Raw genomic sequence first — 23,487 nt, 5'->3', positions numbered from 1 at the left:
CAGATGCAAGCGGCTGGTTCGGTCAAGCTTATTGCTGCGAAGCCAGATACTCGGAGAGGCGATCCCATGTTTCGGTAATGCCTTGCTCCATGCCCATTTCGATTACTTTTTGCAAATCTTCGGCGGAATTGAATTCGGAGCGGCTGTGCAGCCGGGTTTTGCCTTCGAATTCCTCGAAAATCATTGTGATTTTCGAAGGGGGAAGATCGGGCGAGATATTGCCTTCAGCGTCAGAGAAATAATCGATGTAATTAAACTGCTTAGGCTCGTTTATGTCGCCGTAGACGGCTTTGCCCCAGGACTCCATACCGAAAAAATCGCCCTGATTTTTATCCATACAAGTCATGCAGTAGTGCCACACACCGCCGGGCCGGAAATCGACCGTGCAGAACGACAGCTCCCAGCCGCGCGGTCCCCACCACATCTTCAGATGCTCGGCATCCTTGAACATTTGAAATACGAGCTCGGGCGGCGCGTCCATCACGCGCTCCAGAAGCAGAACAGGACCTTCAGTGCGAATTTTCATTGTAGACATACGTAATTCCTCCTCAAGATTCAGGTGAATGGGGGTGATTCGTTTTCTCTTGCCACTTCTTCACATAGGTCTGCAGGGTGTCGAAACGCTCGTCCCAAATGCCGCGGTACGTGGCCAGCCAGTCATCCAGCTCCTGGAAGGGCTCCAGTCGAAGCTTGTAATTGCGCCGGTTGGCGATAGCTTGCACTTCAACCAAGCCGGCTTCGAGTAGGACTTTAAGATGCTTGGAGGCTTGAGGCTGCCGCAGGTCGAGCCGTTCGGCAATTTCCCCGACCGTCAGCGCGCCGTCGAGCAGCAGGTCGATGATACGCTGGCGATTAGGCTCTGATAAAGCGCTGAACGTTTGAATGTTCATAGTCGCCTCCTGTTTTCAGGCGGAACGAGTATGGCGCGGAGACGGAGGCGCCGGCCTCGGATCGAGTCATCCCGATCACCTCGTTTCATGAACTGTCTTTCTTACAACTTGAGTATACCTCAAAAGGAATATTCCTGTAAAGGAATATTAATAAAAACCTGCACGTGTTTTCGATTAAAGTTAGTCTTTACTTTTTGCCGGGTCTGCATTATAATTCTAAAAGTAGCTAAGCGAGAGCTTGGCCATAACAACATGACTTGTTAGCTCAGCTGGGAGAGCACCATCTTGACAGGGTGGGGGTCAGTGGTTCGAGCCCACTACAGGTCATACCGTTAAGAAGCCCTTGATACCTTGTGTATCAGGGGTTTTTGTTTTATTCAAGGAGGGAGCGCCAATGCTAAGAAGGGCGGAAGAAGCCGATTTGAGGGCCATACTCGATATTTATAATGAAGCTATTCTCCAGACGACCGCTGTCTACCACTATGAAGCGCAAACGCCGGAAGCGCGGTTGCAGTGGTTTCGCGATAAGCGCGAGACGGGTTATCCGGTGCTGGTGGCTGAAGTGGAAGGACGAATCGCGGGCTTTGCCGCGTATGGGCCTTTTCGCCCGTGGCCGGCGTACAAATATACGATTGAGCATTCGGTGTATGTGCATCGCGATTTTCGCGGTCGCGGAGTAGGGAAGGCGCTGCTGCAGGAGCTGATTCGCTTGGCCGAGGAGAGCGGTTATGCGACGCTGATCGCCGGGATTGACGCAACTAACGCAGCCAGTATCGCCCTGCATCGCAAGCTTGGCTTTACGCCATCAGGCACGATACGCAGAGCCGGCTTCAAATTCGGCCAGTGGCTGGATCTGGCTTTTTATCAACTGGACCTAGCCGGGCCGGCACAGCCAACCGACGATTAAAGGAGGGAGCGTCTTGATGCACATGAATCGTTCGATTTCCCGAATGACGCGATTCAGCTTGCTTTTCAGAAGGCCGCTTTGTTTGATAGGGTGGTTGTTTATGCCATCCACCACTTATTCCTGGTAGGCGGGAGGATGTCAGCCGGGCTTCGGGGCGATTCGACAGCGCGGCGCCGCGCGAACGCACCTTCGTCAAAGAGTTGTCACAAAGCGGTCAAATGAAAGCGTTTTTGTAAATTTTTTTTAAAAAAGGGGTACATTTTTAACAACTCTGCCTATAAAATAGAAATATCATCCATTTTATTCAAGGGAGAGGATCGCGTTGAACAGCACCTTCATTCAGTATAATCACAAAAAAATTCCCGTCACACTCATCGGCACCGACCACAAGTTGATTCCAACCTTGCTGAAAGCACTGACGCACAATAAGCTGACTGTCGGCAAAATCAAGGAGTCGCTGGAAAAAATCGATTTGTTCAGCGCCGAAGCGATCGTATATTCCACCCAGGGGGACAAATTCAGAATTCCGATTTTCTGATCACAAGAGGAACGATTCCGTGTCAAGCTTGGCTGCGCCGCCTCCCGCATGTTTGCTGCTGATCTGCATATATATGAAGCAAAGCGGAGCGTGCCCGCTGGAATGCTGGCATAGGAGGAGTCGCATGAATCGGTCGGAAGTGATCCTGGAGTTGCAGCTGCTGCCTGAGTTGGTCAAACAAGCGGAAAGCGCTTATTCGGATGCTGTGGCGGATTTGGCTTGGGCCAAACATCGGCTTGCGGGCAGGGAATGCGAGATCATGAACGAAGGGCGGATTACCGGCAAAAATGAGCAGCAGCGCCAAGCGGAGCTGTGGCCGCATACGGAGGAGCTGCAGCAGGAAGTGCTGAAGCTGGAAACGGCTTTGGACAAAGCGAAGGTTGAATTTCATTTTTATAAAAGAAAGCTGGACAATTGCCAGATCATTGCCCGGCTGATGACGATTTTATAGGGCTTTGCCCTGATAATCAAGGCGCTTGCTACCCGACGGTGGCAGGCGTTTTGTTTTGGGAAAATTGTTGGCGGGTGCATGTTTACCGTCACGGTCGGTTGCGCATGCTAAAGGTAGATTGGGCAAGCTTAACAGATGAGGAGGCAACAAGATTCATGAACGTTATCAAGTCATTGATGGCTGCAAGCGTAACGCTGCTCGTACTCGCCGGCTGTCAAGCCGCCGAGCCTGTAGCGAACATGGAAGCGGCAGCGCCGCCCGCAGAGGTGACGGTGCCGATCGCGGGCGGCGCCGGGCAGATGCTCGGCACGGCCAAGCTGTCGCCGTGGGCCGAAGGCGGTGTCCGCATTCGTATTCAGGTGGCCGGACTGAAGCCGGGCCTGCACGGATTCCATATTCACGAGAAGCCGCTTTGCGAAGGCCCCGATTTCACTTCAGCCGGCAGCCACTTCAATCCGGGCCACAAGCAGCACGGGTTCGAGAATCCCAAGGGAGCGCATGCCGGCGACCTGCCGAATCTGGTCGTGAACGAGCAGGGCGCGGCTCAAGCGGATTTTATTACGAAAGCGGTCGTTCTTGACAAGGGCAAGCCGAATTCGCTCTACACCGGCGGAGGCACGTCTTTGGTCATTCATGAGCAGCCGGATGATTTAAAGACCGATCCTGCAGGCAATTCGGGTAAACGGATTGCATGCGGCGTAGTCAAATAGGGCGGTGGGATGATGATCAAAACGACGGATTTAAAGCTGCAAATGGACGAGCTGACCAAGCAAAACGACATGATGCTGATTGAGCTGGAGCAGCTCAAAAAAATGCTGCTCGGCAGCGGCCAGAGCGAGCAAAGCGGTGCTGATCAGATGTCGTCGGACAGCGGAGCCAACGGAAGCTCCGGGAGCGGCTCGGGCGGCAGCCCAAGCCAAGCCGGCAAGGGCGGACAGCAGCAGGCCTCCGATTCCGGCGGCCAGAAGCAGCAGGGGCAGCAACAGCAAAGTCAGGGCCAAGGCCAGAATCAGAGCCAGAATGCTGGCTCTGGCAGCGACAATGGACAAAACGGTCAAGTCGCCGATCTCGCCAATGAGCTGTTAAAAATTAAAGCGATGGTGGAAAAGCTGGAACAGAAGACCTCGCAATATGTCAGCAGCCAAAGCGACGGTACCATGACAGACAAAGACGCCGTCAATCTCGTACTTACGCTTATGAACGGCATGGTGGACTGGGCGAGTGAGTTTGTATTGGCCAAGGGCGCAGGCTCCGGCCAATTGCAATAAGGCGCTGTCGAGCGACGCATACGGCAAGAGGCAGGGATTGAGCGTCCGCGGAGCAAAACAGCAAATCATCAATAAGGCCAATCGGAGATTAAGTCCGATTGGCCTTGTTTGCGCCCGGTGGCCGAGGCAGCTGCAGCCCGCACAGGAGCAGATTTGACCGATACGGGCCTGACGTTTAGGCAAAGGCCATGCGTGCATAAGTTAACGCACGACGCCTGTACTTTTCAGCTTAATGTCGTAATTAATCCGGAATTCCAGCTGCGGGTAAATCCGCTGCCAGTTGTTCCACTCCTCTTCCAGACTTTGAAAGTGGTGTGAGCGGTAATCCAGCCCGAAACCAAGCGGATCGAGACCCGCCTTTTGAAATTTTTGCAGCAGCTCAATGATGCGTTTCTCGCCCGTTTGCCGGATGACCTGCTCGTATTCGCCCAGCTTCAGAGGCGAGGTTGGCACAGTAGATTCCTCCAGCAAACCGTCGGTATGGATCGTGAGCCGTGCATAGGGCTTTTCTCCGGAAGGTGTATGCACTTTAAAGCTGGTTTTGACTTTATCGATCGAAGCGTAAATATGCTCATCGCCCATCGGGGCTTCGACCTCCACTTTACTGACACTGCCGAAAGTCACGTTAAAGATGCGGGTTTCGTCTTTCGTCAAATACATTTGGGCGTTGTGGTAATTAAAAACAACCGCGGTGTTGATTGAATAACCGGACTTGGTGGCCTGTACAATCGGCAGCACCGGATCAAGGCCAAGCTCGCGCATTTTCCGGTAGAAGTCGAACAAATACTGCGAGACGATGTAGCCCGACTCGACCCCGGTACGCCCGAAGCTGAGCATCAGCGCATTGCCTGCCAACCGTTCCGAGCGTGTATTCAGCTTCAGTACGGCTTCAGCTGACGGGTCGCCGACAGCCATCCAGGCAATCATCTGAATGTCCCGGCGGCGGATCAGCCAATCCATCGTGTCGCGCAGGTCATGCTTGATGATGTTTTTGCCGAGCACGATCACTTTGGCATAACCGAAATCCAGCTCTTTATCGACGCGCGACTTGATCAGACGCACGGCTTCGGTGACCGAATCCGCGTCCTGGGTTATGACCTGCGATTTGTCGGCGCCGCTTTCGCTCTGACTGCTCGGTACCGCTAGCTTGAGCGTAAGGCGAAACCGCTTGTCCCCCTGCTCCATCCCGTCAAGGCCGATGCCGACGACGAAAAAGCGCCGGTCGATATCCTTGAACCCGCAGCCGCTGGTCGCGCCGGCCACAAGCACAATAAGCAGAAGCAGCAGATAACGTTTCAGCATAAACGTCGCTTCCTCCTTGCCAGCAAAAATATGAGCGCGACCAAGGCCATTTCGCTAATAAAACGCAGCTCGATCCACATTCTGCCGACCATGTCGAGAATGTGATGGTCCATATACCAGTTGAAGATCAGCGTAACGGCACTAAAGAATCCGACAGCGATCCAGGTGAAGTAGCGGCTTTTACTCAGCCCGGGCAGCAGCCCCTTGGTCATTTCCAGACCGACATGCCAATGAATGAACGTACCGGCCACACTGATGCAGGAATATAGCAGGATAAAAATGAACATCACCCGTTCGACAATCCCGAACTCAATGCGCATGGAGTCGGTTGTCGAGCTCCAGATGAACGTATAGTCGCCTACGGCGATCGTGCCCTGCATGCCAATGGGAATCAAAAAGCTGGTCAGCAGCACGCCGCAGCCAACGATCGGAACGGCCCACAGGAAACGCAGCTTGGTCAAGGGGCCGAACAAGCGGTTGAAAATGATCATATTCACATAACCCGTGAAGATATACGTCCCTGCAGATAGCGTATCCAGTGTCGGCCAGTGTCGGAAGTGGGAGACAATCTCAAACACAGCGTCATAACGGAAGGACGGATTGAGCAGACTTTTGTACAAAATCCACATAATCATCGGCGTGCTGAGCACCAGCAAAATTTCCATCGTATACAGCACGGAGTCCGAGCTGAGCCTGGCGATCAGGGCGACAATACACAGCAGTGAAAAGAGCGTCAACCAGCTGGGGATATCCGGATTGATGAAGGTGGTGATCATGCTGGTAAAGGTGACGAGCGTCAGCGAGCCTGCACTGAACCACATGCCAATGAACAGCACGAGAATCGGCTTGCCCAGCCAGTTTGGCAGCGTGTCGCGCAAAATTTCCGGGAAGCCCTGACCGGGGAAGGCGCTCAGCGCCCGCATGAACACCTGAATCAGCGCATAGCCGATCGGTACGGCAATCGCGACGGACAAGATGCTGCCTTCAAAGCGGCGGGAAATGAAGATGCCGGGCACGAACAGCACAATATTGGCCAGCATATTCAGTAAAATCAAATAGTAAAAATAGCGGATCAATCGGGTCTGCCCCCTCGCGGTTGTGACGTCTGCCGGCCGCTGCCTTCAATTTTTCCAGAAAATGCGCAAATACGGCTTGCCGAAGCTGCGCAAGCTTGCCAGATAGCCGATCAGTCCGACGAACCCGATGACAAGGCCGACAACGCCGAAAAGGCTGGCCAATAGCACGAGCGGGTATTTGACGACGCGCATCGCAAAGCTCATCGTATTGATCGGCACAACGAAGTTGCAAATTGCCACGGTCGACACAATGATGATCATGATGGTACTGATCAGTCCGGCTTGTGTCGCCGCTTGTCCGAGAATCAAGCCGCCTACGGTCGTGGCCGTAGAGCCGACCGATTTGGGCAAACGAATACTCGCTTCCAGCAGCAGCTCCATCATCACAAGCATGAAGATGACTTCCACATAGGCTGGATAAGGAACGGAGGCGCGGCTGCCGGCAATCGACATGGCTAGCTGTACGCGGAAAATTTCCGGGTTGTAGGCGGTGAGCGCCACATAAGCGCCAGGGAGCAAGATGCTGGTGAACAAAGCGATATAACGCAGCAGCTTCAAGAAATATCTGACGACCGGAAGCTGATACAGATCGTCCATCGCGGAATAAAATTCGAAAAAAACCGCCGGCAGCAGCAGGACGAACGGCGTGCCTTCGACCATTAGCACGATTTTGCCTTGCGAGATATTGATAATCGTACGGTCCGGCCGTTCGGTAGACAGGTAAACGGGAAAAAGCGTATACGAATTTTTGGTCATCAGCCGATGGAGCTCGCCTGCCGACTGCAGGGTATCCACGTCGATCTGATCCAGACATTGCCGGACGCGAAGCAGGGCGCCCTGATCGACAAGCTTGTCGTCGTAAAGCAGACAAACCCGGGTTTGCGTCAGCCGACCGATATCGAAATTTTCCGTTTTCAGACTGGACTGGCGGTAGCGTAAGCGCACGATATTCAGATTGGTATCGATATGCTCACTGAATGCCGTTTGCGGGCCGAGTAGCGTCGATTCGACGCTCGCTTCGGACAAGGCGGAGGCTTTGACCTGGATGGCGTTGAATACCAGCATATGGTCTCCCAGTGTAATGACTGCGTAGCCCGAGGTCAGCTTCATTAGCGTATCGACGTTGTTTTTAGCGGAATAAGCGCCGGGAAACGCCAGCAGGTAATCTTCATATTCCTGATCGGTCTTCATTTGAAAATACGGCTCGATCAGCTGCTTGCGGATGAACTCGGCATCGCAAATGCTGCGGATAAATAGCAATTCGATCTGCAGACCGCCGCCCCGGCCCAATGTCCGCAGCTCCAGGTCCCCGTTCGGAGCCAGTTTGTCCAGCAGCCATTCCTTGCTTTGCTCGGTCCAGTCCATAGCCATCCTTCCTTCCGCTTCCAGCGCTTCCCTGTTAGCTTATCCCGGCAAGACGCCCGTTATCCGTCCAAATGGCAGCGGCAGCGTTTATTTGCCGTCGTTCAAGGGCAAGCTGGAAAATAAATCAAAGTTCGGAAGGATGGAAAGCTGCGCATGAAATTGTTAGTCATCATTCCTGCTTATAATGAAGCGGGCTGCATCGCCAGCGTCATTGCCGACGTGCGGGCGGCGCTGCCCGCAGCGGACATCGTTGTTGTCAACGACGGCTCGACAGACGCCACGGCTGCGGTAGCGCGCGCTGCGCGACCCGACGCCGTCATTGACCTGCCGGTCAATCTCGGCATCGGCGGCGCTATGCAGGCGGGCTATCTGTACGCAGCGCGCAACGGCTATGAGCTGGCTGTGCAGATTGACGCGGACGGCCAGCACGATCCGCGCGAGCTGGAGCCGGTCTTGCAGCCGCTGCGCGAGAACCGCGCCGATTGCTGCATCGGCTCGCGCTTTTTACAGCACACGAGCTACCGTTCGCCGTGGAACCGGCGGCTGGGCATCTGGTTTTTCACTTGGATGATTCGCTGGATGACGGGCAAGCGCTTCACGGACCCGACGTCGGGCTTTCGCGCCGTCAATCGCCCGATCATCGAGCTGTTTGCACGCACCTATCCGGAGGATTACCCCGAGGTGGAAGCGATTATGCTGCTGGAGCGCTGCGGCTTCCGGCTCTGCGAAGCGTCTGTCGTCATGCGCGGCCGTCAGGCCGGACGTTCGTCGATCACGCCGCTCAAGTCGCTTTATTACATGCTGAAAGTCACGCTGGCGGTCTGCATCACCCGCTTTCGCGACGGGAGCGCCGTCTGATGAGCATTTATCTGGCGTCGGCTGTGTTTAGTCTGGTTTTTGTGTTCATTTCCATTGAATTGATCCGGCGGCAAAAGCTGCAGGAGCAATATGCGCTGCTTTGGCTGACGCTGGGCGTGCTGATGACGGCGTTCAGTTTGTTTCCGCAGCTGCTGCTGCGGCTTTCCCTCGCAGTTCGCGTGTATTACGCCCCATCGCTGCTGTTTGCTGTCGGCTTGCTGTTTTCGCTGCTGTTTATTTTGCATCTGACCATTGTCATCTCCAAGCTGCAGCGTCGGCTGACGCGGCTGGTGCAAGAGGTCGCGCTGCTGGAGACGCGCCGCATACAGGAGGCGGGCGATCCATGACGCTGACTCCGCTTTTGATCGTGGCCGTGAATGTGCTGCTGCTGGTGGGCGGACAAATATTGTGGAAGCTGTCGCTGAGTCGTACGCCCCTGACCGGCTGGGACGGCTTGGGCGCAGTGCTGCTGCAGCCGTATTTGCTGATGGGTTGTTTGCTCTACGGACTTGCGACGCTGCTGTGGTTTTACGCGCTGAGCCGCTATGATTTGAGCCGCGTCTATCCGATGCAATCGATGGCGTATGTCATCGGCGCCTTGTCGGGGCTGCTGCTGTTCAAGGAATCGCTTTCGGCTTCACAGTGGATGGGACTTCTGCTGCTGGCCGGCGGGGCGCTGCTGCTGGCCAAATAAACAGGACGAACGCGGGGGCTGGCGAAAGATACAGAGAAGGAGAGATGAGGGTGGGATGAAAAAAACGACTGCAACCGCCTTGCTGCTGATTTTGGCGGTTTCGCTGTACCTGCGGCTGCACTATGTGCTGACCGCGCATTATGCGCCGTTGGAATGGGATCAGCTGGAGTATACGAAAACCGCTGTACAACTGCTCGACAAAGGCATCTACGCTTATCGCAGCACCGAGCCGAATACGCTGGTTACGCCGGGCTGGCCACTGCTATTGGCGGGTGTGCTGGCGTTGTTTGACCACGACCCGCTGGAGCCGGCGCTGATGGCGGTGCGCGTACTCAACTGCCTGATCGCGCTTGGGGCGATCGCGCTGCTGTTTCTGATCGGTCGCCGGCTGTTCAACCCGCTGACCGGGCTGATCGCTGCCGGGCTGGCGGCTGTACAGCCTTCTTACATTTGGTCGTGCTCGCTGATTTTGACCGAGGTGCCGTTTTTGACGGCGTTTATGGGGCTGGTCTACATGCAGATCCGCGTGCTGCAGGACAACCGCAAACGCGACCATTGGTGGATGGGGCTGCTGCTGGGCCTGTGCGTGCTGATCCGGCCGAATACGCTGCCGATGGCGATTGTGCCGTATGTGCTGCTGTGGTGGACAAACCGACGGGCAGAGCCGCGCACTGCTTTGCTGGCCGCCGCTGCCTTCGGCGTTGTCATGCTGCCGTGGTGGCTGCGCAACTGGCACACGTTCCACAGCTTCATCTTTATCGCCAAAGGCGAAGCCGGTAATCCGTTCCTCGGTGGAACCGATCCGTATTTCCGAGGCACCATCGACTGGACGGGCATGGAAAACAAAGACCAGTTCGCCGAAGGGCTCCGGCGCATCCGCGAGGGCTTCGTGACTGAACCGCTCTTGTGGCTGCGCTGGATGACCGTCGGGAAACTGGCCGTCTTTTTTAAAACAATGTGGGTGGGACCGTATCCGCTGGCAGTGCCCGGGTGGTATTTCAGCCTGCTTGGCAAGCTGAACACATACACGTTGGGCCTCGGCTGGGCGACCATGCTGGCTTATGCCTGGCGCAGCCTGTCCGTGCGCTATCTGTTGGGCGGCTTTGCCGTATTTCTTGCCGTGCATATGCTGTTCATTCCGGTCAATCGCTACGCTTACGCGATGCTGCCGTTCATGATGCTGGCCGCGGCATGGGGCGCTGTGCAAATCGCCGGCTACCTGCGTAGCCTGTGGCTTACGGCTCTCCCGCAGCGGAAGCGGATTTGAACATGTGGCGAGCGCAATATTCGATGATGTCGCTGCGGCGCACAATGCCGATGAATTTGTCGGAATCGTCGACGATCGGCACGAAATTCTGCACCTTGGCCAGTTCAATCAAATCCTCCATATCCGCGTGAATGTGGACGGGCTGATTGCTCATCCGGAGCGGAACCTCCTCCAGCAAATGCCGGTGCGCGTTGTCGAAATCAACGCCGCTGGCGTTTTTGAGAAACCACAGCAAGTCGCCTTCAGTCACGGTGCCGACATAGCGTCCGTCGTCGGTGAGAATCGGCACGGCTGTGTAACGGTGGTACTCCATGCGCTCCAGCGTTTGGCGCAGGGTGGCATGGAGGGTCGTCGTGATAACCTCGGATTTCGGTAAAAGGAAAAAGGCAATATTCATGTGGGAAAAGCTCCTTTGCTAGCTGCTTACCTTCTCATTTTAACATATTCAAACGTATAGAATCTAAAGCTGCGATGGAACCTAACCGTGAGGTGATCACATGAATCGCGCGTTAACAACAGCATTACTGGCCCTAGGCACGGCCCAGGCTTTGAAGCTTCCCTGGACGTGGATGCGAACAGGCCGCTGGGACTGGTCCCAGCTCACGGAAAGCGGCGGAATGCCCAGCTCCCATTCCGCCGGCGTCAGCGCGCTGGCAGCGTACATCGCCTGCAAGCGCGGCGTGTCGGCGCTGGATTTTGCCGTCAGCGCCTTGTTTGGCGGCATCGTGATGTACGATGCGATGGGCATTCGCCGCGCCGCCGGCGAAATCGCCGTCGAGGTCAACGACCTCGACGAGCAGGTCGAGCGGCTGGCGGAGCAACATCCGGGCGCCTATCACGCCAGACGGCGCAAGGAGCTGAAAGAGCAGCTCGGGCATTTGCCGCGCGAGGTGCTGGGCGGTGCGCTGCTCGGTGCCGCAGTTGGCGCGGCGAGCTATGCGCTGGAACGCCGATAGCTGAAACCAGCCGGGCCGCTTACCCGTAAGCGGCCTGCTCGTGTTCCAGCGCCGGAGCGGGGGAGAGCGGGAAGGTAAGGATGAAGCGGGTACCGTTGTTGACCGCGCTCTCGACCTCCATGCTGCCGTGATGGTCCTGCACGATTTTGTGGCAAATGGCCAGCCCCAGCCCGGTACCGGTTTCTTTGGTCGTATAGAAGGGATTGAAGATTTGCTCCAGCATGTCGCTGGACATCCCCGAGCCATTGTCTTGCACGATCAGCTCGGCCAAGTGATCGCGTCGGTGAAGCCGGATATCGATCTGACCGTTGTGGGCAATTGCTTCACAGGCGTTTTTGATCAGATTCAGCAACAGTTGAACGATTTTATCGGGGTCCATCAGCACGTACAGCGGCTCCTCGGGCAGCTCGCTGCCAACGAGGTGTCCCAGCCGGACCGCTTCCGATTCCGTCAGCGATACGGCCTTGAGAATGCACGCTTGCAGCGGCAACACCTGGTAGCGGGCCGATTGCGGCTTGGAAAATTGCAGGAATTCCCCGGTCAGCTCGCTCATCCGATCGATTTCGCTCATAATCAGACCGTACCAGTGTTCAATGTTGTAGCCGTTGGCACGGGCGATCTGCATGAAGCCCTTGATCGTGGTTAGCGGGTTGCGGATTTCGTGCGCCATGCCCGAGGCCAGCTCGCCGACGACGCGGAGCTTCTCCGATTGCAGCAATTGCTCCTCGCGTTTGAGCCACAGCTCTCTTTTGCGTAAAAAAAGATGATGCTCGGCGAGCAGCGCCAGATCGTTTTTGTTCGTGCTGTCGTACGGGTACATGGCGAAAGCGTAAGTGATCTGGATGCCTGTCAGACGGGGGAATTCGGAATCCAGCCGCGGCCGGACCGCGGAAATGGCCGTTTCCCGGTCGATCAGCGGCAGAACGACGGCAAATTCATCGCCGCCATATCGCGAGAGAAACAACGCTTCGGAGAACAGAATGTTCAGCAGCTCCGCCGCTTGCTTGAGCGGGGCACTCCCCGCCTGAAAGCCGCGCGACGAGGCGATGGCTTTCCACTCGTTGCAGTCGATCAGGATCAGCGTGAACGGGCGCTGCTGGGCGATCAACTGCTCAAGACGCTTGTGGCATTCGTCATAGTTGCATAAGCCAGTCAACGCGTCCTGTGTCGACAGCCGGTTGCTTTCCTGCTGCAGCCGGTCCGTGCGTTTGGCCGTGATGTGACTAAGCCGCCCCAAATAAGCGGCGATTACGAAGTGGAAAGCGATGCCGACAATGAAAAACAAGAGCGCGAGCAGCGAATATTTGTGAGCGATCGGCGCAATCGAAACCGCCAGACCGGCGAGCGCATACACGATCGACATTTGCCAGATGCGCGCTCGGCTTTCTTCGACGTAAACATACTTGGCCAGCGTAAGCAAATACAGCGGCAATGCGCTGTTATAATAATGTCCAGCAGTCTGCATGACAATCAGCAGCGCCAGTTGAACCCAAGGGGTCGCGGCGCGCGGCAGACGGGCGGAAAGACTGACGGCATACACAAGAAAGCTGAGACAGAAGATGACCGGGTGAGCCGTTGTTTTGACGATGAGCACATACAGGGTATACAAGCCGCCATACGTCCAAAGCATTCGATTAAACAGCACATTTCCTCCCCTGCTTCCAAGCTTTTGCATATTACTGCATTCAATTCTCTGCGCGCGCGTGAATCCCCTGCACAAAAGCGCAGCGCTCAGGAAAAAATTTCCGTCAGGCCACACAAAATACCCGCCGCGGCTTCGTTGAGGGGAAGCCGCGGCGGGTATGCCGTTCATGTGTTCATTTAAAATACGGGCAGGTTATCGAGGTTGTTGGACGGATCGCCGTCCGCGTCCGAGCGGAGATGCTCGTCGCCGTCACGGCCCTTGAACACGTTGACGTGGGCAATTTGTCCGTTTTTGGCCATTTGCTGCGCTTCCTTGTAATCGACCACGCGGCCCGAAGAAAGCTGCAGTTGTACGATATCGCCGTCGCCGTTTTTGCGCACGGCTACGACCTGCTCCTGGACGGCCGGATTGACCGTGTTGTTGCTCCAATTGTTGTTGTTCATGTGTATCGCCTCCCGCGCTTAGCTTGCCCGCGAGCGAAAGCGCTTATTCATTCGGTCACCGTCAAAGCCTCGTGTTGGCGAATGAACCGCATTTGTCCCGTTTGGCCTATGTATGCCGGCATCTGATCGTCATAGTGCATCAAGTACATCCGGGATTGGACGGGCTCCGGCAGCGTCAGAAGCTGCTCCAGCGTTGCATGAACAATACCCCGGCCGCTAAGCTGGCAGTCGTGGAAGATGGTCTGGCAATTTCGTCTGCCGACAACTTCATCGACAATCAATTCGGCATTGAACTGGATATCGGCGGAGTAGAAGAAGCTGGAATTGATAAAAAGCGAGTAACTGAGCTTGCGGCGAATGTGCAGCGTCGGCAGCAGTTCGACGGTCAAGCCTTCGAACAGCTCGCTTTGCACGTTGTCTTCAAGCAGCACGACCTCGAAGTAATCGTTCAGCTCCACAAAGTTCTCATCGTCGTTGTACATGCCGCCTTTGAGTGTGTGCTCCCAAAGCTGCTCGGCGAGCTCGGCGGTCAGAAACAGCTTCGTGCGCTTCCTGTTGTATTGGTAGAGAAGGCGAAAGGCGATTTCTTCAAGTCCGCCTACATGATCCGCATGAATATGCGTAATCAGGATTCCGTCCAACTGATCCGGAGTAACGCCCAGTTCGTGCAGCGAAAGCGGCGCTGTGAAGCCGCAATCTATGAGCAGTTTGCGGTTCTGGCAAGTGATGAGTGCATTCGTATTATAGTATGTTTTGGCAAATGCGCTGCCGGTTCCGATCATTTGAATCTGAAAACTCATGTAGCTGCCCCCACTTCGACAAAACTCATCTTTTTCTAATGTAGCACGGGAACAGATTCAATTTCAACCATTATGTGAAATCACTTTTGCGTGCGGAGCGCCGATGCTATAATCGAGAGGAGGCAAGGAAAAGGAGGGGTTTTTGTGTTTGGTGCGTTGAATTCCCACCTGCAGGCCGTATCGCTGATCGGTTCGCTCGGCATGGCACTGATGGTGATGCTGCTGCGGTTTCGCGCGGCAGCGAGGCCGGTGAACGCGATGAAAATCTGGATGCCCCCGCTGGGCATGAGCACAGGCTTCTTCATGTTCGCGGCGCCTTCGACGCGAATTCCTTGGCTGTGGGCGCTATGCGCATTTGCTATCGGGGTTGTTTTTTTCGCTTATCCGCTTATCCGTACTTCGCGGCTTACGGCGCGCGGCGGAGCTGTATATATGGAGCGCTCGAAGGCGTTTATGGGCATTTTGCTGCTGCTGCTCGCTGTAAGGCTGCTGCTGCATGAATACGTGGAGGCCTATGTATCGATTTTTCAAACCGGCGCGCTGTTTTTCATTCTCGCCTTCGGCATGATTGTCCCTTGGCGCGTGGCGATGTACGTTCGCTACCGCAGGCTGCTGGAGCAAAGCGGGGCGGATGAGACTTAGCCGGTCAGCCGGCGTTATTTTTCATCTGCTGTACGATCAGCCCGTCCAGCTTTTGGCTGACGGCCAGCACCTGCGGGTGGCGGAAGTTGTATTTATGCTTGGCAGCGACGGATTCCAGCTTCTTTTTCAGCCGGTCAATTTCGTTGTCGAACTTGCTTTGGGCGGCCATAGTGTGCGTAAAATCTCCTCACGTGTGCAAAGTTTATGCTCCCAGTCTACCAGACTGCATGCAAATTGAATACTGTCTTTATTACGTTTTGTCAAGGAGTGGGTATATTGGGCGAATTCTGGATCGTTGCTCTAGGGAGCGCGGCTGTTTTGTGCGCTGCCGCTGCCGGTGTGGCTGTGCTGATCGGATGGAAGCTGACGCATCCAGCTCGACGGGCGCTGACGCAATCGCCCGAGCAATTCGGTCTCGTTTGCGAGCCGATGCGGTTTCCGAGCCGGGAAGGCGGCGTTCAGCTCAGCGGCTGGCTGCTCCCGCCGACCGGCGCAGCGCGGCTGACGATTGTGTTCGCGCATGGCTATGCCGGCAATCGGCTGGAGCGCGGCTTGCCGGCGCTGGCGCTGGCCAAGTCGCTGGTCGAAGCCGGCTGCCGCGTGCTGATGTTCGATTTCCGCAATTCCGGCGAATCGGAGGGGCGGCTGACGACCGTCGGCCAGCTCGAGCAATTCGACGTGCTCGGCGCCGTCGATTGGGCGGCCCAGCGCTATGCCGAGCCGATTGGCCTGCTGGGCTTTTCGATGGGCGGGACGGCTTCGCTGCTCGCTGCTGCCCGGGATCCCAGGGTGCTCGCCGTTGTCGCGGACAGCGCGTTCAGCCGGCTGAAGCCGTATTTGCGGCGCAATTTGTCCGTGTGGTCGAAGCTGCCCCGCTATCCCTTTACGCCGCTGATCATGGCGATTCTGCCGCTTCTGACCGGGGTGCGCCCGGACGAGGTGGATGCGCTGGCCGCCGTCGAACGTCTGTACCCGCGTCCGGCGCTGTTCATCCACAGCGAAGCCGATCAAGCGATTCCCGCAGCGAACAGCCGTGAGCTGCAGGCCGCGCATCCCGACCGCTTTCGGCTGTGGACGACGCCAACAGGCGGACATGTCGGCTCGTATGCGCAACAGCCGGAGGCGTACACGGAGCAGGTGCTGCGTTTTTTTGCGGACGCTGCAGCCGATTTTATAAAATAAGCGCAACTCTTTTTGCCGGGCGGAGTATATACATGCAGACACATAGATTACCTACAAGAGCTGGAGGTTATAAGGGTATGAAGGTTCAGCGTGTATTTACGTTGATGCTGTTGTTTTTTGTTCTCAGTACAGCTACGGTGGTGGCTTCTTCGATATGGGGGGACTATGACGGCTACAGCATCGCCCGGGTGTATGTCAACGACAGGCTGGAGGATTTCTCGTCATCCGATGTTCCTGCGCTGATCGTTAACGGCAAGACGATGCTGCCGCTCCGTTCGCTCGCCAATTCTCTGCAAGGTCTCGTGAAATGGGACAACAGCAACAAAACCGTATCCTTGTATAAGCCGAATGTACATATGCTTGTTGCGCAGGATATCGGTAAGGATTATTCGCTCAAGACGCCGTTTGGCGTAGTGAATCAGGGCGAGACGATCAGCTTTGTCGTCTTTACCCAGGTTGACAACCTCCGCACCAGCGTTTCGTCCGTGCGCGTATCGATCGAATCGCCAAGCGGCGTGCAGGTCGTGACTCCCGTCGTCAAGGCGATGAACGGGCAGAAGGACACCTTCTGGCTGCCGGTGCCGTTCAAGGACGTTTCGTTTGACGAATACGGCAACTACGTGGTCAAGTTCGAAATGAAGCTCGACGAAAATTCGAATTATTCGGTCGTTTCGCAGAAGCTGATCTTGTCCAAATAGTCGGTTGCGCATGGTTTGACCTCGTTCGGGGAAAGTGATACGATACGAAAGTAGATCTATACTATCCGATGAAAAGAGGTACTGCCAGTGAGCGATCATAAGCACGAGCATGTGCACGGACCTGACTGCGACCATGACCACGATCATGAGCATGGAGAAGATATTTTTATCGTAACGGACGAGAACGGCGAAGAGCATGAGATGGTGATGGTGTATACGTTTGAATCGCAGGATCAAGCTTATGCCGTGCTGCTCGACCGCAACGATCCGGAAGCGGACGGCGTCATTTTCCGAATTGAAGAAGAGAACGACGAAGCCTTTTTGGTGAACATTGAAGATGAAGCCGAATGGGAGCGCGTTGTTGCCATTTACAACGAAATCATCGCGCAGGATGAAGAATAAGCTTACATAACCCACAGAGTCGCCCGAGGCCCGCAAGCGCCGGAGGCGGCTTTTTGTTTGAGCGAACAACCTGGGAGCATTACGAAAAAAGAGCCGGACCGGCAGACAGCGCTGCAACGGGCGGCTCTTCATATTTGATCATTTACGCGGGTTAAAATACATGATTCTGCCGTTAAACAGATGGGTTTCCGCTTTCAGCTGGCGGCCGAGGTATTTACAGAACTCGTTGCCCTTGGCTTTATCGCCGTGCGTAGCGTCATCCGGCAAAACCACCTGCACGTAGTGACGAGGCTCGTCCTGACCGTCTTCGCGGCCGACGCCAACGACGATATATTTGTACAGCGGGTTCGTGCCTTTCAAATAAAACCACGAGTTTTCGCCTTCCGGCTTCGTCTCAATCGTGTACGGGAACCCGGCTTCATCGTATTCCCAGCCAAGCTGCTTGGCGGTCAGCGCGAGCTGCTCGCGGTAATGCTGCAATTTCTCTTTCACTTCGTTCAAGCTCAAGGAAGAGACGGCGGAGCCTGTGACGAATTTGATATAAGCGTTTTGAGCCATGTTCTTCTAAGCACCTCCAACCTGCACATCACCATCATCATAGCATTGGTCTGACGATTTTACAATATTTGCCCCCATCGGCTCAAACGACGGCCAGAGCAGCCATTAGAAAATCGCTTGCGTCTCTACAATCACCTTGACATTCTGAACGCTGCGGTCTTCCGGACCTTTGACGGGGAGACCGACTTCGACGTGCTCGACGATGTAATCGATCAGCTCCTGCGTAATGACCTCGCCCGGAAGCAGAATCGGAATGCCCGGCGGGTACACGTAGATGAACTCGGCGATAATCCGGTCGGCCGCTTCGCGAAACGGCAGCACTTCAGTTTCTCCATAAAAAGCGTCGCGCGGCGACAGCGTTAGCTGCGGAATCGCCGGTACCTTGATCACCACGTCGTTTACGGTGTTCACGTTATAATTTTCCTCAGACAGTCTGCGCAGCGCCGTCAATAGAATATCAACGTTGTCCTGCGTATCTCCCGGCGTGACAAAGCAAAGGATGTTGTACATGTCGCTCAGCTCAACTTCGATGTTGTATTGCTCGCGAAGCCAATTCTCCACCTCGAAGCCGGTCAAGCCAAGCTTGCGGACGTGAATGCACAGCTTGGTCGGATCGTAGTTAAAGGTGGCTTCTTCGCCGAGAATCTCCTCGCCGAAGCAATACAGGCCGGGAATTTCATTGATGTGGCCGCGGCCGTAGTCAGCGAGCGCCAGCGTCCGCTCGGCCATAGCTTGTCCCTGCAGCGCCAGCTGACGGCGTGCCGTATCGAGCGAGGCCAGCAAAATGTAAGACGTTGACGTCGTCGTCAGCATGCTCATAATCGTCTGAATGCGCTTGGGGTTGATGCGGTTGCCCTGCACGTTCAGCACCGAGCTTTGCGTCATCGAGCCGCCAAGCTTGTGCACGCTGGTGGCCGCCATATCGGCGCCGGCTTGCATTGCCGACACCGGCAGGCGGTCGTGGAAATGAACGAGCACGCCATGCGCTTCATCGACCAGCACCGGCATGTTGTAGCTGTGCACCAGCTCGACGATTTCCTTCAGATTCGTACAAACGCCGTAATACGTCGGATTGATAACGAGCACGGCTTTGGCGTCAGGATGCTTCTCCAACGCGCGTCGCACGGAACGGGTCGTAATGCCGTGGTCGATACCGAGATTCTTGTCGCGGGCCGGCGAGATGAATACCGGCTTGGCACCGACAAAAATGATCGCGGCCATAACCGATTTATGCACGTTGCGCGGCACGATGATTTTGTCGCCTTCGGAGCAGACTGTCATGATCATCGTCATGATGGCGCCGCTGGTGCCTTGTACGGAAAAATACGTATGGTCGGCGCCAAAGGCGTCGGCAGCCAGCTTTTGCGCTTCTTCGATCACGCCGGTCGGCTGATGCAGGTCGTCAAGCGGTGCTATATTAATAAGGTCGATGGACAAGGCATTGTCGCCGATAAAAGCGCGAAATTCCGGGTCCATCCCGACCCCTTTTTTATGTCCGGGAATATGGAATTGAATCGGGTTTTGCTCGGCATGGCGGAGCAAGGCGGAGAACAGGGGAGTGCTGGTATGATCCACCTGAATATCAACTTCCTTTCTGTATGGGGATGGATTTCGTAATGAGTATAACAAAATGCGACCTACATGCAAGTGAATTTTTTGCAACGACCTGACTCGACGGAGTCATTTCCATATCGCGCGCGGGTATGGTACGATTACGGGAAAAGTGTTTGATGGAGAAACCTGGCAACATGAATAAACAAATTGGCGTCATTATGCTGCTTCTTATGACGATTTTTATCGGCTTCGGCATTATCATTCCGATCCTGCCCGAAGTGATCAACGGCGTCGGAGCCAAGTTCCACAATGCGCTCCTGCTGTCGGTATATTCCGCTGCTTCCTTTCTGATGTCGCCGCTCTGGGGAGCGTTGTCGGACCGGATTGGCCGTCGTCCGATCATCATGGTCGGGCTGCTGGGCTTTTGCGCCAGCTTTCTGATTTTCGGCTTTGCCGGCGATCATTTGTGGATCATGTACGTATCCCGTATTCTTGGGGGCTTGTTCTCGGGCGCAGCGACCGCTTGCGCCGTGGCCTATGTAGCCGACATTACGACGGCGGAGAACCGGACGAAGGGCATGGGCATGGTCGGGATGGCGATTGGCCTCGGCTTTATTTTCGGACCGGCGCTTGGAGGGATATTAAGCAAATGGGGAACGCAGCTGCCGTTTTTCGTAGCGGCGGGCTTATCGGCGGCCAGTTTTCTGTTTGCTTTCGCGGTGCTCAAGGAATCGCTGCCTGCGGACAAGCGGACGGTCGGGTCCGAGCGCGCAGCTTCGCGCTGGACGGCTTTTGCCGGGCCGCTGAAGTACTTGTATATGCTTTCCTTTTTCGTGACGTTTACCCTGGCGGGGCTGGAAGCAACGCTGCAATATTTTGAAATGGACAAAATCGGCGCGACGCCGTTTGACATCGGCATGATGTTCCTGGCCAGCGGCATCGTGGGTGCGCTCATTCAGGGAGGCGTCGTGCGCCATCTGGTCAAGCAGGGGTCCGAGCAGCGCGTTATTGCGGTCGGTCTGGTGCTGTCGGCAGCCGGATTTTTCCTGCTGCTGAACTCGTCGAGCACGCTGAGTGCAGCGCTGTACCTGTCGGTATTCGGAGCGGGCAACGCGCTCATTCGGCCATGCGTCACGTCGCTGATCACGCAGCGAACCAAGGTCGGCCAAGGCGTCGCGACCGGGCTCAGCTCGTCGATGGACAGCCTCGGCCGGATTACGGGACCGCTGCTGGGCGGGGCCGTGTTCAATCTGAGCCATGCGCTGCCGTTTGTCATTGGGGGCGTATTGTGTCTGGCTGCGACAGGCTTGCTGGCGCGCTTTACGTCACTGGACCGTGCGGATGCAGCGACGCCAAGCGCCTGACGAAGCAATCCCGTTTGCGTAACCGCCAAGATTCGGTTCGCCAACGACGCACGGATCGCCGGACCAGTTGCTCGGCGCATAGACAAGGGGTTGGCCCGCCGTCGCTAGACGATGGAGAGCCAACCCCTTTTTTTGACTATTTCCCGTATTCCCCAAATGCCCGCTATGGCTTGCGCGGCGTCAGCCCGTATAGCACGAAACGGATCGTATGCTCCATTTCCAGCTCCTCGTCCATATCGATCTCGGGAGAGAAGAGGAAGCGCACGAGCACAAAGCCGATAAACGTAGAGACGATCAGCCGGATCGTGGTCGGGGCGGGCAGCTCGATCAACTGGCCCTGCGCCTGAAAATGCCGGACGGCGCGCTCGGCGCGGCTGTACACCTGCTTGGCGACCAAATCTTTGAACTGATCTTTAAGCTCGTCATGAAAAGCGATTTCATGCAGCAATATTTTCAGCACGGGAAACTGCTTGCGGGTAAATTCGAGCCGATTGCGCAGCACAGCCCGCAAAAAATCCTCAAACTTCGTATAGTCGGCGTCCAGCACCTTCGTGAAGTCGCGAATCGCAAACGGGGCGACGAGCCGGGTCATGATGGGCGCGACAATGGAGAGCAGCAGTTCCTTTTTTGTTTTGTAGTGGCGGAAAATCGTTCCTTCGGCGACGCCGGCCTTTTGGGCGATTTCGCTGGTCGAAGAACCGGCGAAGCCTTTTTCAGCAAATACCTCAACCGCAGCTTGCACGATTTTCATTTGTTTGTCGGTCATTTTTTCTTCTTCTTCCTGAAGACGCAGCATTTCCTGCAGCCAAGGCTCCAAGTCGCTCATGGTTTGTTCACCTCTTACTCGGCATTGCCCCCATTATATCTTACGATGCTTGCGCAGCGCCACTACGTTCAGCAGCATGAACACCAGCGTGAAGCCGGCGAGCACAACGACGTCCAGCCAAATGCGGTCCCAGCCCGCACCGCGAATCATGATGCTGCGCAGCGCATCGGCGCCGTAAGAAAGCGGCATGATCACGCCGAGCCAGCGGAGGTAGACCGACATCGTATCCATATTAAACAGACCGGAGAAAAAAATTTGCGGCACAATGATCAGCGGAATGAACTGAATCATCTGGAACTCATTGTTGGCGAACGCCGAGATCAGCGTGCCGAGCGAAAGGGCGGTCAAGGCCAGCAAAATCGTAATCAGCAGCACGTACCAAAAGGAACCGACCAGCATCAGCCCCAGCGCCCCGGTAGCAAACCACGCGATCAGCGCCGCTTGCAGCAGCGTGAAAATGCCGAAGCCGAGAATGTAGCCGACCACGATTTCCCAGCGCCGCAGCGGGGTAGCCAGCAGACGCTCCAGCGTGCCGCCGGTGCGTTCGCGCAAAAAGGAGACGCCCGAGAGCAGGAAGACGAAAAAGAAAACGAAAAGTCAATCAGCACCGGGCCAAAATTATCGAACGCGGCCATATCCTCGGAGCCGTGCAGGTAGCTGATCGCCGGCTGGACGCCGGCGGCGTTTGTTGCCGCTGGAGCAGCGCTTTGCAGCGCTTTTTGCAGCAGGAACAGCACCGCTTTGCTTTTGCCCGGATCGCTGCCCTCCAGTTCCACCTGCGGCGCGCCTGCATCGAGGCGAATCACCGCGTCCAGCTTCACGTCGGCGAGCTGCTTCATCGCTTCATCGACTTGCGCTGCACTATAGGACGTGACATCGGCGCCCTGCTGCTCCAGCTTCTGCACAAGCGGGGCGGGCACGTCGACAGCGCCAAGCTTGGGCGCATACGTATCGCCGTTAAATACGAGCGACATCATGTACAAAATAAGCATCGGCGCGACGAGCATCATCGCCAGCGTCCGTTTGTCGTGGAAAAACTGACGCAAAATGCGAATAACGACTGCACGAATTCTCATTGGCCGACACCTCCGTAATATAAAAAGGCTTCCTCAATCGTCGTGCTTCCCGTCGCTTGCTTGAGCTCCTCCGGCGTGCCGGTGGCTGTCAGCCGGCCGTCGCGAATCATGCCGAGCCGATGGCATTTGTCGGCTTCGTCCATGACGTGCGTCGTCACGAGAATCGTCGTACCGCGCGCGCACAGCTGCCCCAGCTCGGCCCAGATCGCTTTGCGCAGCACCGGATCGATGCCCACTGTCGGCTCGTCGAGAATCAGCACGCCCGGCTCGTGGAGCAGGGCAATCGCCAGCGACAGGCGGCGCTTCATCCCGCCGGAGTAGCTGGCTGCGGGCTTTTTCAAGTGGTCGGTCAGATTGACCAGCGACATCACTTCTTCGATGCGCCGCTTGCGCCGGCTGCCGCTCAAGCCGTATAGCGACGCGAAAAATTCCAGATTTTCCTGGGCAGTCAGCTCGCCGTACAGGGCGTCGGATTGGGCCATATAGCCGATTTGCATCAGCATCGCCAATTGCGGCATGCGCTGGCCGAGCACGTGCACGGTGCCCGCGGTCGGCTCGTCGATGCCGGCGATCATCCGCACCAGCGTCGTTTTACCCGAGCCCGAGGGGCCAAGCAGCCCATAGATTTGCGCTGGTTCAACCTGCAGCGTGATGTCGCGCAGCACGACCTTGGCGCCGAATTGCTTGCTGACATTGCGGATGTCGATGGAAGCCGTTTGCGTCAT

At 56.0% G+C, this 23,487-nt stretch carries 29 protein-coding genes, 1 tRNA gene and 1 pseudogene; 16 read left to right on the top strand and 15 right to left on the bottom strand.

Features of this window, described 5'->3' with window-relative positions; translation table 11 throughout:
* Positions 1–28: 28 nt before the first annotated feature.
* Both B5M42_RS03950 and B5M42_RS03945 read right to left on the bottom strand, forming a co-directional pair.
* Positions 29–535 (bottom strand): SRPBCC family protein, encoded by a 507-nt coding sequence (locus B5M42_RS03950; protein ID WP_134756451.1) that lies wholly within the window; start codon positions 533–535, stop codon positions 29–31.
* A gap of 13 nt (positions 536–548) precedes the next feature.
* Positions 549–890, bottom strand: a complete 342-nt coding sequence (locus B5M42_RS03945; protein WP_134756453.1) for an ArsR/SmtB family transcription factor — start codon at positions 888–890, stop codon at positions 549–551.
* A gap of 254 nt (positions 891–1,144) precedes the next feature.
* Here B5M42_RS03945 and B5M42_RS03940 point away from each other — a divergent pair.
* The 6 genes from B5M42_RS03940 (at position 1,145) to B5M42_RS03915 (ending at position 4,054) form a co-directional block, all read left to right on the top strand.
* Positions 1,145–1,217 (top strand) — tRNA-Val (locus tag B5M42_RS03940).
* Positions 1,218–1,284: 67 nt separating this feature from the next.
* Positions 1,285–1,797, top strand: a complete 513-nt coding sequence (locus B5M42_RS03935; RefSeq protein ID WP_134756455.1) for a GNAT family N-acetyltransferase — start codon at positions 1,285–1,287, stop codon at positions 1,795–1,797.
* Between the two features lie 322 nt (positions 1,798–2,119).
* Positions 2,120–2,335: a hypothetical protein gene (locus tag B5M42_RS03930; RefSeq protein ID WP_134756457.1), complete on the top strand. Its 216-nt coding sequence runs from the start codon at positions 2,120–2,122 to the stop codon at positions 2,333–2,335.
* 124 nt (positions 2,336–2,459) lie between these two features.
* Positions 2,460–2,786, top strand: coding sequence for a hypothetical protein (locus B5M42_RS03925; protein ID WP_134756459.1), 327 nt, complete (start codon positions 2,460–2,462; stop codon positions 2,784–2,786).
* 155 nt (positions 2,787–2,941) lie between these two features.
* Positions 2,942–3,496: a superoxide dismutase family protein gene (locus B5M42_RS03920; protein ID WP_134756461.1), complete on the top strand. Its 555-nt coding sequence runs from the start codon at positions 2,942–2,944 to the stop codon at positions 3,494–3,496.
* A 9-nt stretch (positions 3,497–3,505) separates the two neighbouring features.
* A complete protein-coding gene (locus tag B5M42_RS03915) occupies positions 3,506–4,054 on the top strand; it encodes a hypothetical protein (protein WP_230632614.1) in 549 nt (182 codons plus the stop codon).
* A 201-nt stretch (positions 4,055–4,255) separates the two neighbouring features.
* On the opposite strand, the gene B5M42_RS03910 is transcribed toward B5M42_RS03915, so the two are convergent.
* The 3 genes from B5M42_RS03910 to B5M42_RS03900 are packed head-to-tail and all read right to left on the bottom strand — an operon-like array spanning position 4,256 to position 7,797.
* The gene (locus B5M42_RS03910; RefSeq protein ID WP_134756463.1) at positions 4,256–5,356 is read right to left on the bottom strand and encodes a Ger(x)C family spore germination protein; all 1,101 of its coding nucleotides are present in this window, start codon (positions 5,354–5,356) and stop codon (positions 4,256–4,258) included.
* The gene (locus B5M42_RS03905; protein WP_134756465.1) at positions 5,350–6,432 is read right to left on the bottom strand and encodes a GerAB/ArcD/ProY family transporter; all 1,083 of its coding nucleotides are present in this window, start codon (positions 6,430–6,432) and stop codon (positions 5,350–5,352) included. Before B5M42_RS03905 ends, B5M42_RS03910 begins: the two co-directional genes overlap by 7 nt.
* 45 nt (positions 6,433–6,477) lie before the next feature.
* A complete protein-coding gene (locus tag B5M42_RS03900) occupies positions 6,478–7,797 on the bottom strand; it encodes a spore germination protein (RefSeq protein WP_167690213.1) in 1,320 nt (439 codons plus the stop codon).
* Positions 7,798–7,950: 153 nt separating this feature from the next.
* Between B5M42_RS03900 and B5M42_RS03895 the strand changes: the two genes are divergently transcribed.
* From B5M42_RS03895 to B5M42_RS03880, 4 genes are read left to right on the top strand one after another with little or no spacing between them, the layout of a single operon-like run.
* The gene (locus B5M42_RS03895; RefSeq protein ID WP_134756469.1) at positions 7,951–8,655 is read left to right on the top strand and encodes a glycosyltransferase family 2 protein; all 705 of its coding nucleotides are present in this window, start codon (positions 7,951–7,953) and stop codon (positions 8,653–8,655) included.
* Complete coding sequence (locus B5M42_RS03890) at positions 8,655–9,002, top strand: DUF2304 domain-containing protein (RefSeq protein ID WP_134756471.1); 348 nt, start codon at positions 8,655–8,657, stop codon at positions 9,000–9,002. The genes B5M42_RS03895 and B5M42_RS03890 overlap by 1 nt, the downstream gene beginning before the upstream one ends.
* On the top strand, positions 8,999–9,349 hold the full coding sequence (locus tag B5M42_RS03885; RefSeq protein ID WP_134756473.1) for an EamA family transporter: 351 nt from the start codon (positions 8,999–9,001) through the stop codon (positions 9,347–9,349). Before B5M42_RS03890 ends, B5M42_RS03885 begins: the two co-directional genes overlap by 4 nt.
* Before the next feature lie 55 nt (positions 9,350–9,404).
* On the top strand, positions 9,405–10,616 hold the full coding sequence (locus B5M42_RS03880) for an ArnT family glycosyltransferase (RefSeq protein WP_167690215.1): 1,212 nt from the start codon (positions 9,405–9,407) through the stop codon (positions 10,614–10,616).
* On the opposite strand, the gene B5M42_RS03875 is transcribed toward B5M42_RS03880, so the two are convergent.
* Positions 10,585–11,013 carry a CBS domain-containing protein gene (locus B5M42_RS03875; RefSeq protein ID WP_134756477.1) on the bottom strand — a complete coding sequence of 143 codons (429 nt, stop codon included), beginning with the start codon at positions 11,011–11,013 and terminating at the stop codon, positions 10,585–10,587. The two genes, B5M42_RS03880 and B5M42_RS03875, sit on opposite strands and share 32 nt — an antisense overlap.
* Before the next feature lie 100 nt (positions 11,014–11,113).
* On the opposite strand from B5M42_RS03875, the gene B5M42_RS03870 reads away from it, so the two are divergent.
* Positions 11,114–11,572 carry a divergent PAP2 family protein gene (locus B5M42_RS03870; protein ID WP_134756479.1) on the top strand — a complete coding sequence of 153 codons (459 nt, stop codon included), beginning with the start codon at positions 11,114–11,116 and terminating at the stop codon, positions 11,570–11,572.
* 19 nt (positions 11,573–11,591) lie between these two features.
* Here the strand turns inward: B5M42_RS03870 and B5M42_RS03865 are convergent, their stop codons facing one another.
* The 3 genes from B5M42_RS03865 to B5M42_RS03855 form a co-directional block, all read right to left on the bottom strand.
* A complete protein-coding gene (locus tag B5M42_RS03865; RefSeq protein WP_167690224.1) occupies positions 11,592–13,217 on the bottom strand; it encodes an ATP-binding protein in 1,626 nt (541 codons plus the stop codon).
* 176 nt (positions 13,218–13,393) lie between these two features.
* Entirely contained in the window at positions 13,394–13,660 is a 267-nt protein-coding gene (locus B5M42_RS03860) for a DUF3892 domain-containing protein (RefSeq protein WP_134756483.1), read from the bottom strand.
* A gap of 47 nt (positions 13,661–13,707) precedes the next feature.
* Complete coding sequence (locus tag B5M42_RS03855; protein ID WP_134756485.1) at positions 13,708–14,460, bottom strand: MBL fold metallo-hydrolase; 753 nt, start codon at positions 14,458–14,460, stop codon at positions 13,708–13,710.
* Between the two features lie 144 nt (positions 14,461–14,604).
* Between B5M42_RS03855 and B5M42_RS03850 the strand changes: the two genes are divergently transcribed.
* On the top strand, positions 14,605–15,102 hold the full coding sequence (locus tag B5M42_RS03850; RefSeq protein ID WP_230632612.1) for a CcdC family protein: 498 nt from the start codon (positions 14,605–14,607) through the stop codon (positions 15,100–15,102).
* Between the two features lie 4 nt (positions 15,103–15,106).
* Here B5M42_RS03850 and B5M42_RS03845 read toward each other — a convergent pair whose 3' ends face one another.
* Positions 15,107–15,271, bottom strand: a complete 165-nt coding sequence (locus B5M42_RS03845; protein WP_134756487.1) for an aspartyl-phosphate phosphatase Spo0E family protein — start codon at positions 15,269–15,271, stop codon at positions 15,107–15,109.
* 107 nt (positions 15,272–15,378) lie between these two features.
* Here B5M42_RS03845 and B5M42_RS03840 point away from each other — a divergent pair, with 107 nt between their 5' ends.
* From B5M42_RS03840 to B5M42_RS03830, 3 genes are all read left to right on the top strand, one after another.
* Positions 15,379–16,284, top strand: coding sequence for an alpha/beta hydrolase (locus tag B5M42_RS03840; protein ID WP_167690226.1), 906 nt, complete (start codon positions 15,379–15,381; stop codon positions 16,282–16,284).
* Between the two features lie 77 nt (positions 16,285–16,361).
* Positions 16,362–16,982 (top strand): stalk domain-containing protein, encoded by a 621-nt coding sequence (locus tag B5M42_RS03835; RefSeq protein WP_134756491.1) that lies wholly within the window; start codon positions 16,362–16,364, stop codon positions 16,980–16,982.
* Between the two features lie 87 nt (positions 16,983–17,069).
* On the top strand, positions 17,070–17,384 hold the full coding sequence (locus B5M42_RS03830; protein ID WP_134756493.1) for a DUF1292 domain-containing protein: 315 nt from the start codon (positions 17,070–17,072) through the stop codon (positions 17,382–17,384).
* A 138-nt stretch (positions 17,385–17,522) separates the two neighbouring features.
* Here the strand turns inward: B5M42_RS03830 and B5M42_RS03825 are convergent, their stop codons facing one another.
* Both B5M42_RS03825 and B5M42_RS03820 read right to left on the bottom strand, forming a co-directional pair.
* Positions 17,523–17,942 carry a DUF1885 family protein gene (locus B5M42_RS03825; protein ID WP_134756495.1) on the bottom strand — a complete coding sequence of 140 codons (420 nt, stop codon included), beginning with the start codon at positions 17,940–17,942 and terminating at the stop codon, positions 17,523–17,525.
* Between the two features lie 105 nt (positions 17,943–18,047).
* Complete coding sequence (locus B5M42_RS03820) at positions 18,048–19,517, bottom strand: aminotransferase class I/II-fold pyridoxal phosphate-dependent enzyme (RefSeq protein WP_209280781.1); 1,470 nt, start codon at positions 19,515–19,517, stop codon at positions 18,048–18,050.
* A 155-nt stretch (positions 19,518–19,672) separates the two neighbouring features.
* On the opposite strand from B5M42_RS03820, the gene B5M42_RS03815 reads away from it, so the two are divergent.
* Entirely contained in the window at positions 19,673–20,860 is a 1,188-nt protein-coding gene (locus B5M42_RS03815) for an MFS transporter (protein ID WP_329959241.1), read from the top strand.
* A gap of 163 nt (positions 20,861–21,023) precedes the next feature.
* Here B5M42_RS03815 and B5M42_RS03810 read toward each other — a convergent pair whose 3' ends face one another.
* From B5M42_RS03810 to B5M42_RS03800, 3 genes and pseudogenes are all read right to left on the bottom strand, one after another.
* A complete protein-coding gene (locus B5M42_RS03810; RefSeq protein ID WP_134756499.1) occupies positions 21,024–21,686 on the bottom strand; it encodes a TetR/AcrR family transcriptional regulator in 663 nt (220 codons plus the stop codon).
* A gap of 33 nt (positions 21,687–21,719) precedes the next feature.
* Positions 21,720–22,762 (bottom strand): annotated as a pseudogene (locus tag B5M42_RS03805) (ABC transporter permease).
* A complete protein-coding gene (locus B5M42_RS03800; RefSeq protein WP_134756501.1) occupies positions 22,759–23,487 on the bottom strand; it encodes an ABC transporter ATP-binding protein in 729 nt (242 codons plus the stop codon). Before B5M42_RS03800 ends, B5M42_RS03805 begins: the two are co-directional and overlap by 4 nt.

Origin of the sequence: Paenibacillus athensensis (assembly GCF_004514475.2) — a bacterium.
Classification (GTDB): Bacteria; Bacillota; Bacilli; order Paenibacillales; family NBRC-103111; genus Paenibacillus_AL; species Paenibacillus_AL athensensis.
Note: the sequence above shows the minus strand (reverse complement) of the source record. Positions and strands in the feature narration are given on the sequence as shown.

Coding starts and splice junctions, on each gene's coding strand:
- B5M42_RS03860 (WP_134756483.1), bottom strand. CDS start 13,660: ATGAACAACAACAATTGGAGCAACAACACGGTCAATCCGGCCGTCCAG.
- B5M42_RS03880 (WP_167690215.1), top strand. CDS start 9,405: ATGAAAAAAACGACTGCAACCGCCTTGCTGCTGATTTTGGCGGTTTCG.
- B5M42_RS03835 (WP_134756491.1), top strand. CDS start 16,362: ATGAAGGTTCAGCGTGTATTTACGTTGATGCTGTTGTTTTTTGTTCTC.
- B5M42_RS03815 (WP_329959241.1), top strand. CDS start 19,673: ATGGAGAAACCTGGCAACATGAATAAACAAATTGGCGTCATTATGCTG.
- B5M42_RS03890 (WP_134756471.1), top strand. CDS start 8,655: ATGAGCATTTATCTGGCGTCGGCTGTGTTTAGTCTGGTTTTTGTGTTC.
- B5M42_RS03800 (WP_134756501.1), bottom strand. CDS start 23,487: ATGACGCAAACGGCTTCCATCGACATCCGCAATGTCAGCAAGCAATTC.
- B5M42_RS03915 (WP_230632614.1), top strand. CDS start 3,506: ATGATGATCAAAACGACGGATTTAAAGCTGCAAATGGACGAGCTGACC.
- B5M42_RS03950 (WP_134756451.1), bottom strand. CDS start 535: ATGTCTACAATGAAAATTCGCACTGAAGGTCCTGTTCTGCTTCTGGAG.
- B5M42_RS03925 (WP_134756459.1), top strand. CDS start 2,460: ATGAATCGGTCGGAAGTGATCCTGGAGTTGCAGCTGCTGCCTGAGTTG.
- B5M42_RS03935 (WP_134756455.1), top strand. CDS start 1,285: ATGCTAAGAAGGGCGGAAGAAGCCGATTTGAGGGCCATACTCGATATT.
- B5M42_RS03810 (WP_134756499.1), bottom strand. CDS start 21,686: ATGAGCGACTTGGAGCCTTGGCTGCAGGAAATGCTGCGTCTTCAGGAA.
- B5M42_RS03885 (WP_134756473.1), top strand. CDS start 8,999: ATGACGCTGACTCCGCTTTTGATCGTGGCCGTGAATGTGCTGCTGCTG.
- B5M42_RS03920 (WP_134756461.1), top strand. CDS start 2,942: ATGAACGTTATCAAGTCATTGATGGCTGCAAGCGTAACGCTGCTCGTA.
- B5M42_RS03900 (WP_167690213.1), bottom strand. CDS start 7,797: ATGGACTGGACCGAGCAAAGCAAGGAATGGCTGCTGGACAAACTGGCT.
- B5M42_RS03875 (WP_134756477.1), bottom strand. CDS start 11,013: ATGAATATTGCCTTTTTCCTTTTACCGAAATCCGAGGTTATCACGACG.
- B5M42_RS03855 (WP_134756485.1), bottom strand. CDS start 14,460: ATGAGTTTTCAGATTCAAATGATCGGAACCGGCAGCGCATTTGCCAAA.
- B5M42_RS03870 (WP_134756479.1), top strand. CDS start 11,114: ATGAATCGCGCGTTAACAACAGCATTACTGGCCCTAGGCACGGCCCAG.
- B5M42_RS03825 (WP_134756495.1), bottom strand. CDS start 17,942: ATGGCTCAAAACGCTTATATCAAATTCGTCACAGGCTCCGCCGTCTCT.
- B5M42_RS03910 (WP_134756463.1), bottom strand. CDS start 5,356: ATGCTGAAACGTTATCTGCTGCTTCTGCTTATTGTGCTTGTGGCCGGC.
- B5M42_RS03845 (WP_134756487.1), bottom strand. CDS start 15,271: ATGGCCGCCCAAAGCAAGTTCGACAACGAAATTGACCGGCTGAAAAAG.
- B5M42_RS03895 (WP_134756469.1), top strand. CDS start 7,951: ATGAAATTGTTAGTCATCATTCCTGCTTATAATGAAGCGGGCTGCATC.
- B5M42_RS03945 (WP_134756453.1), bottom strand. CDS start 890: ATGAACATTCAAACGTTCAGCGCTTTATCAGAGCCTAATCGCCAGCGT.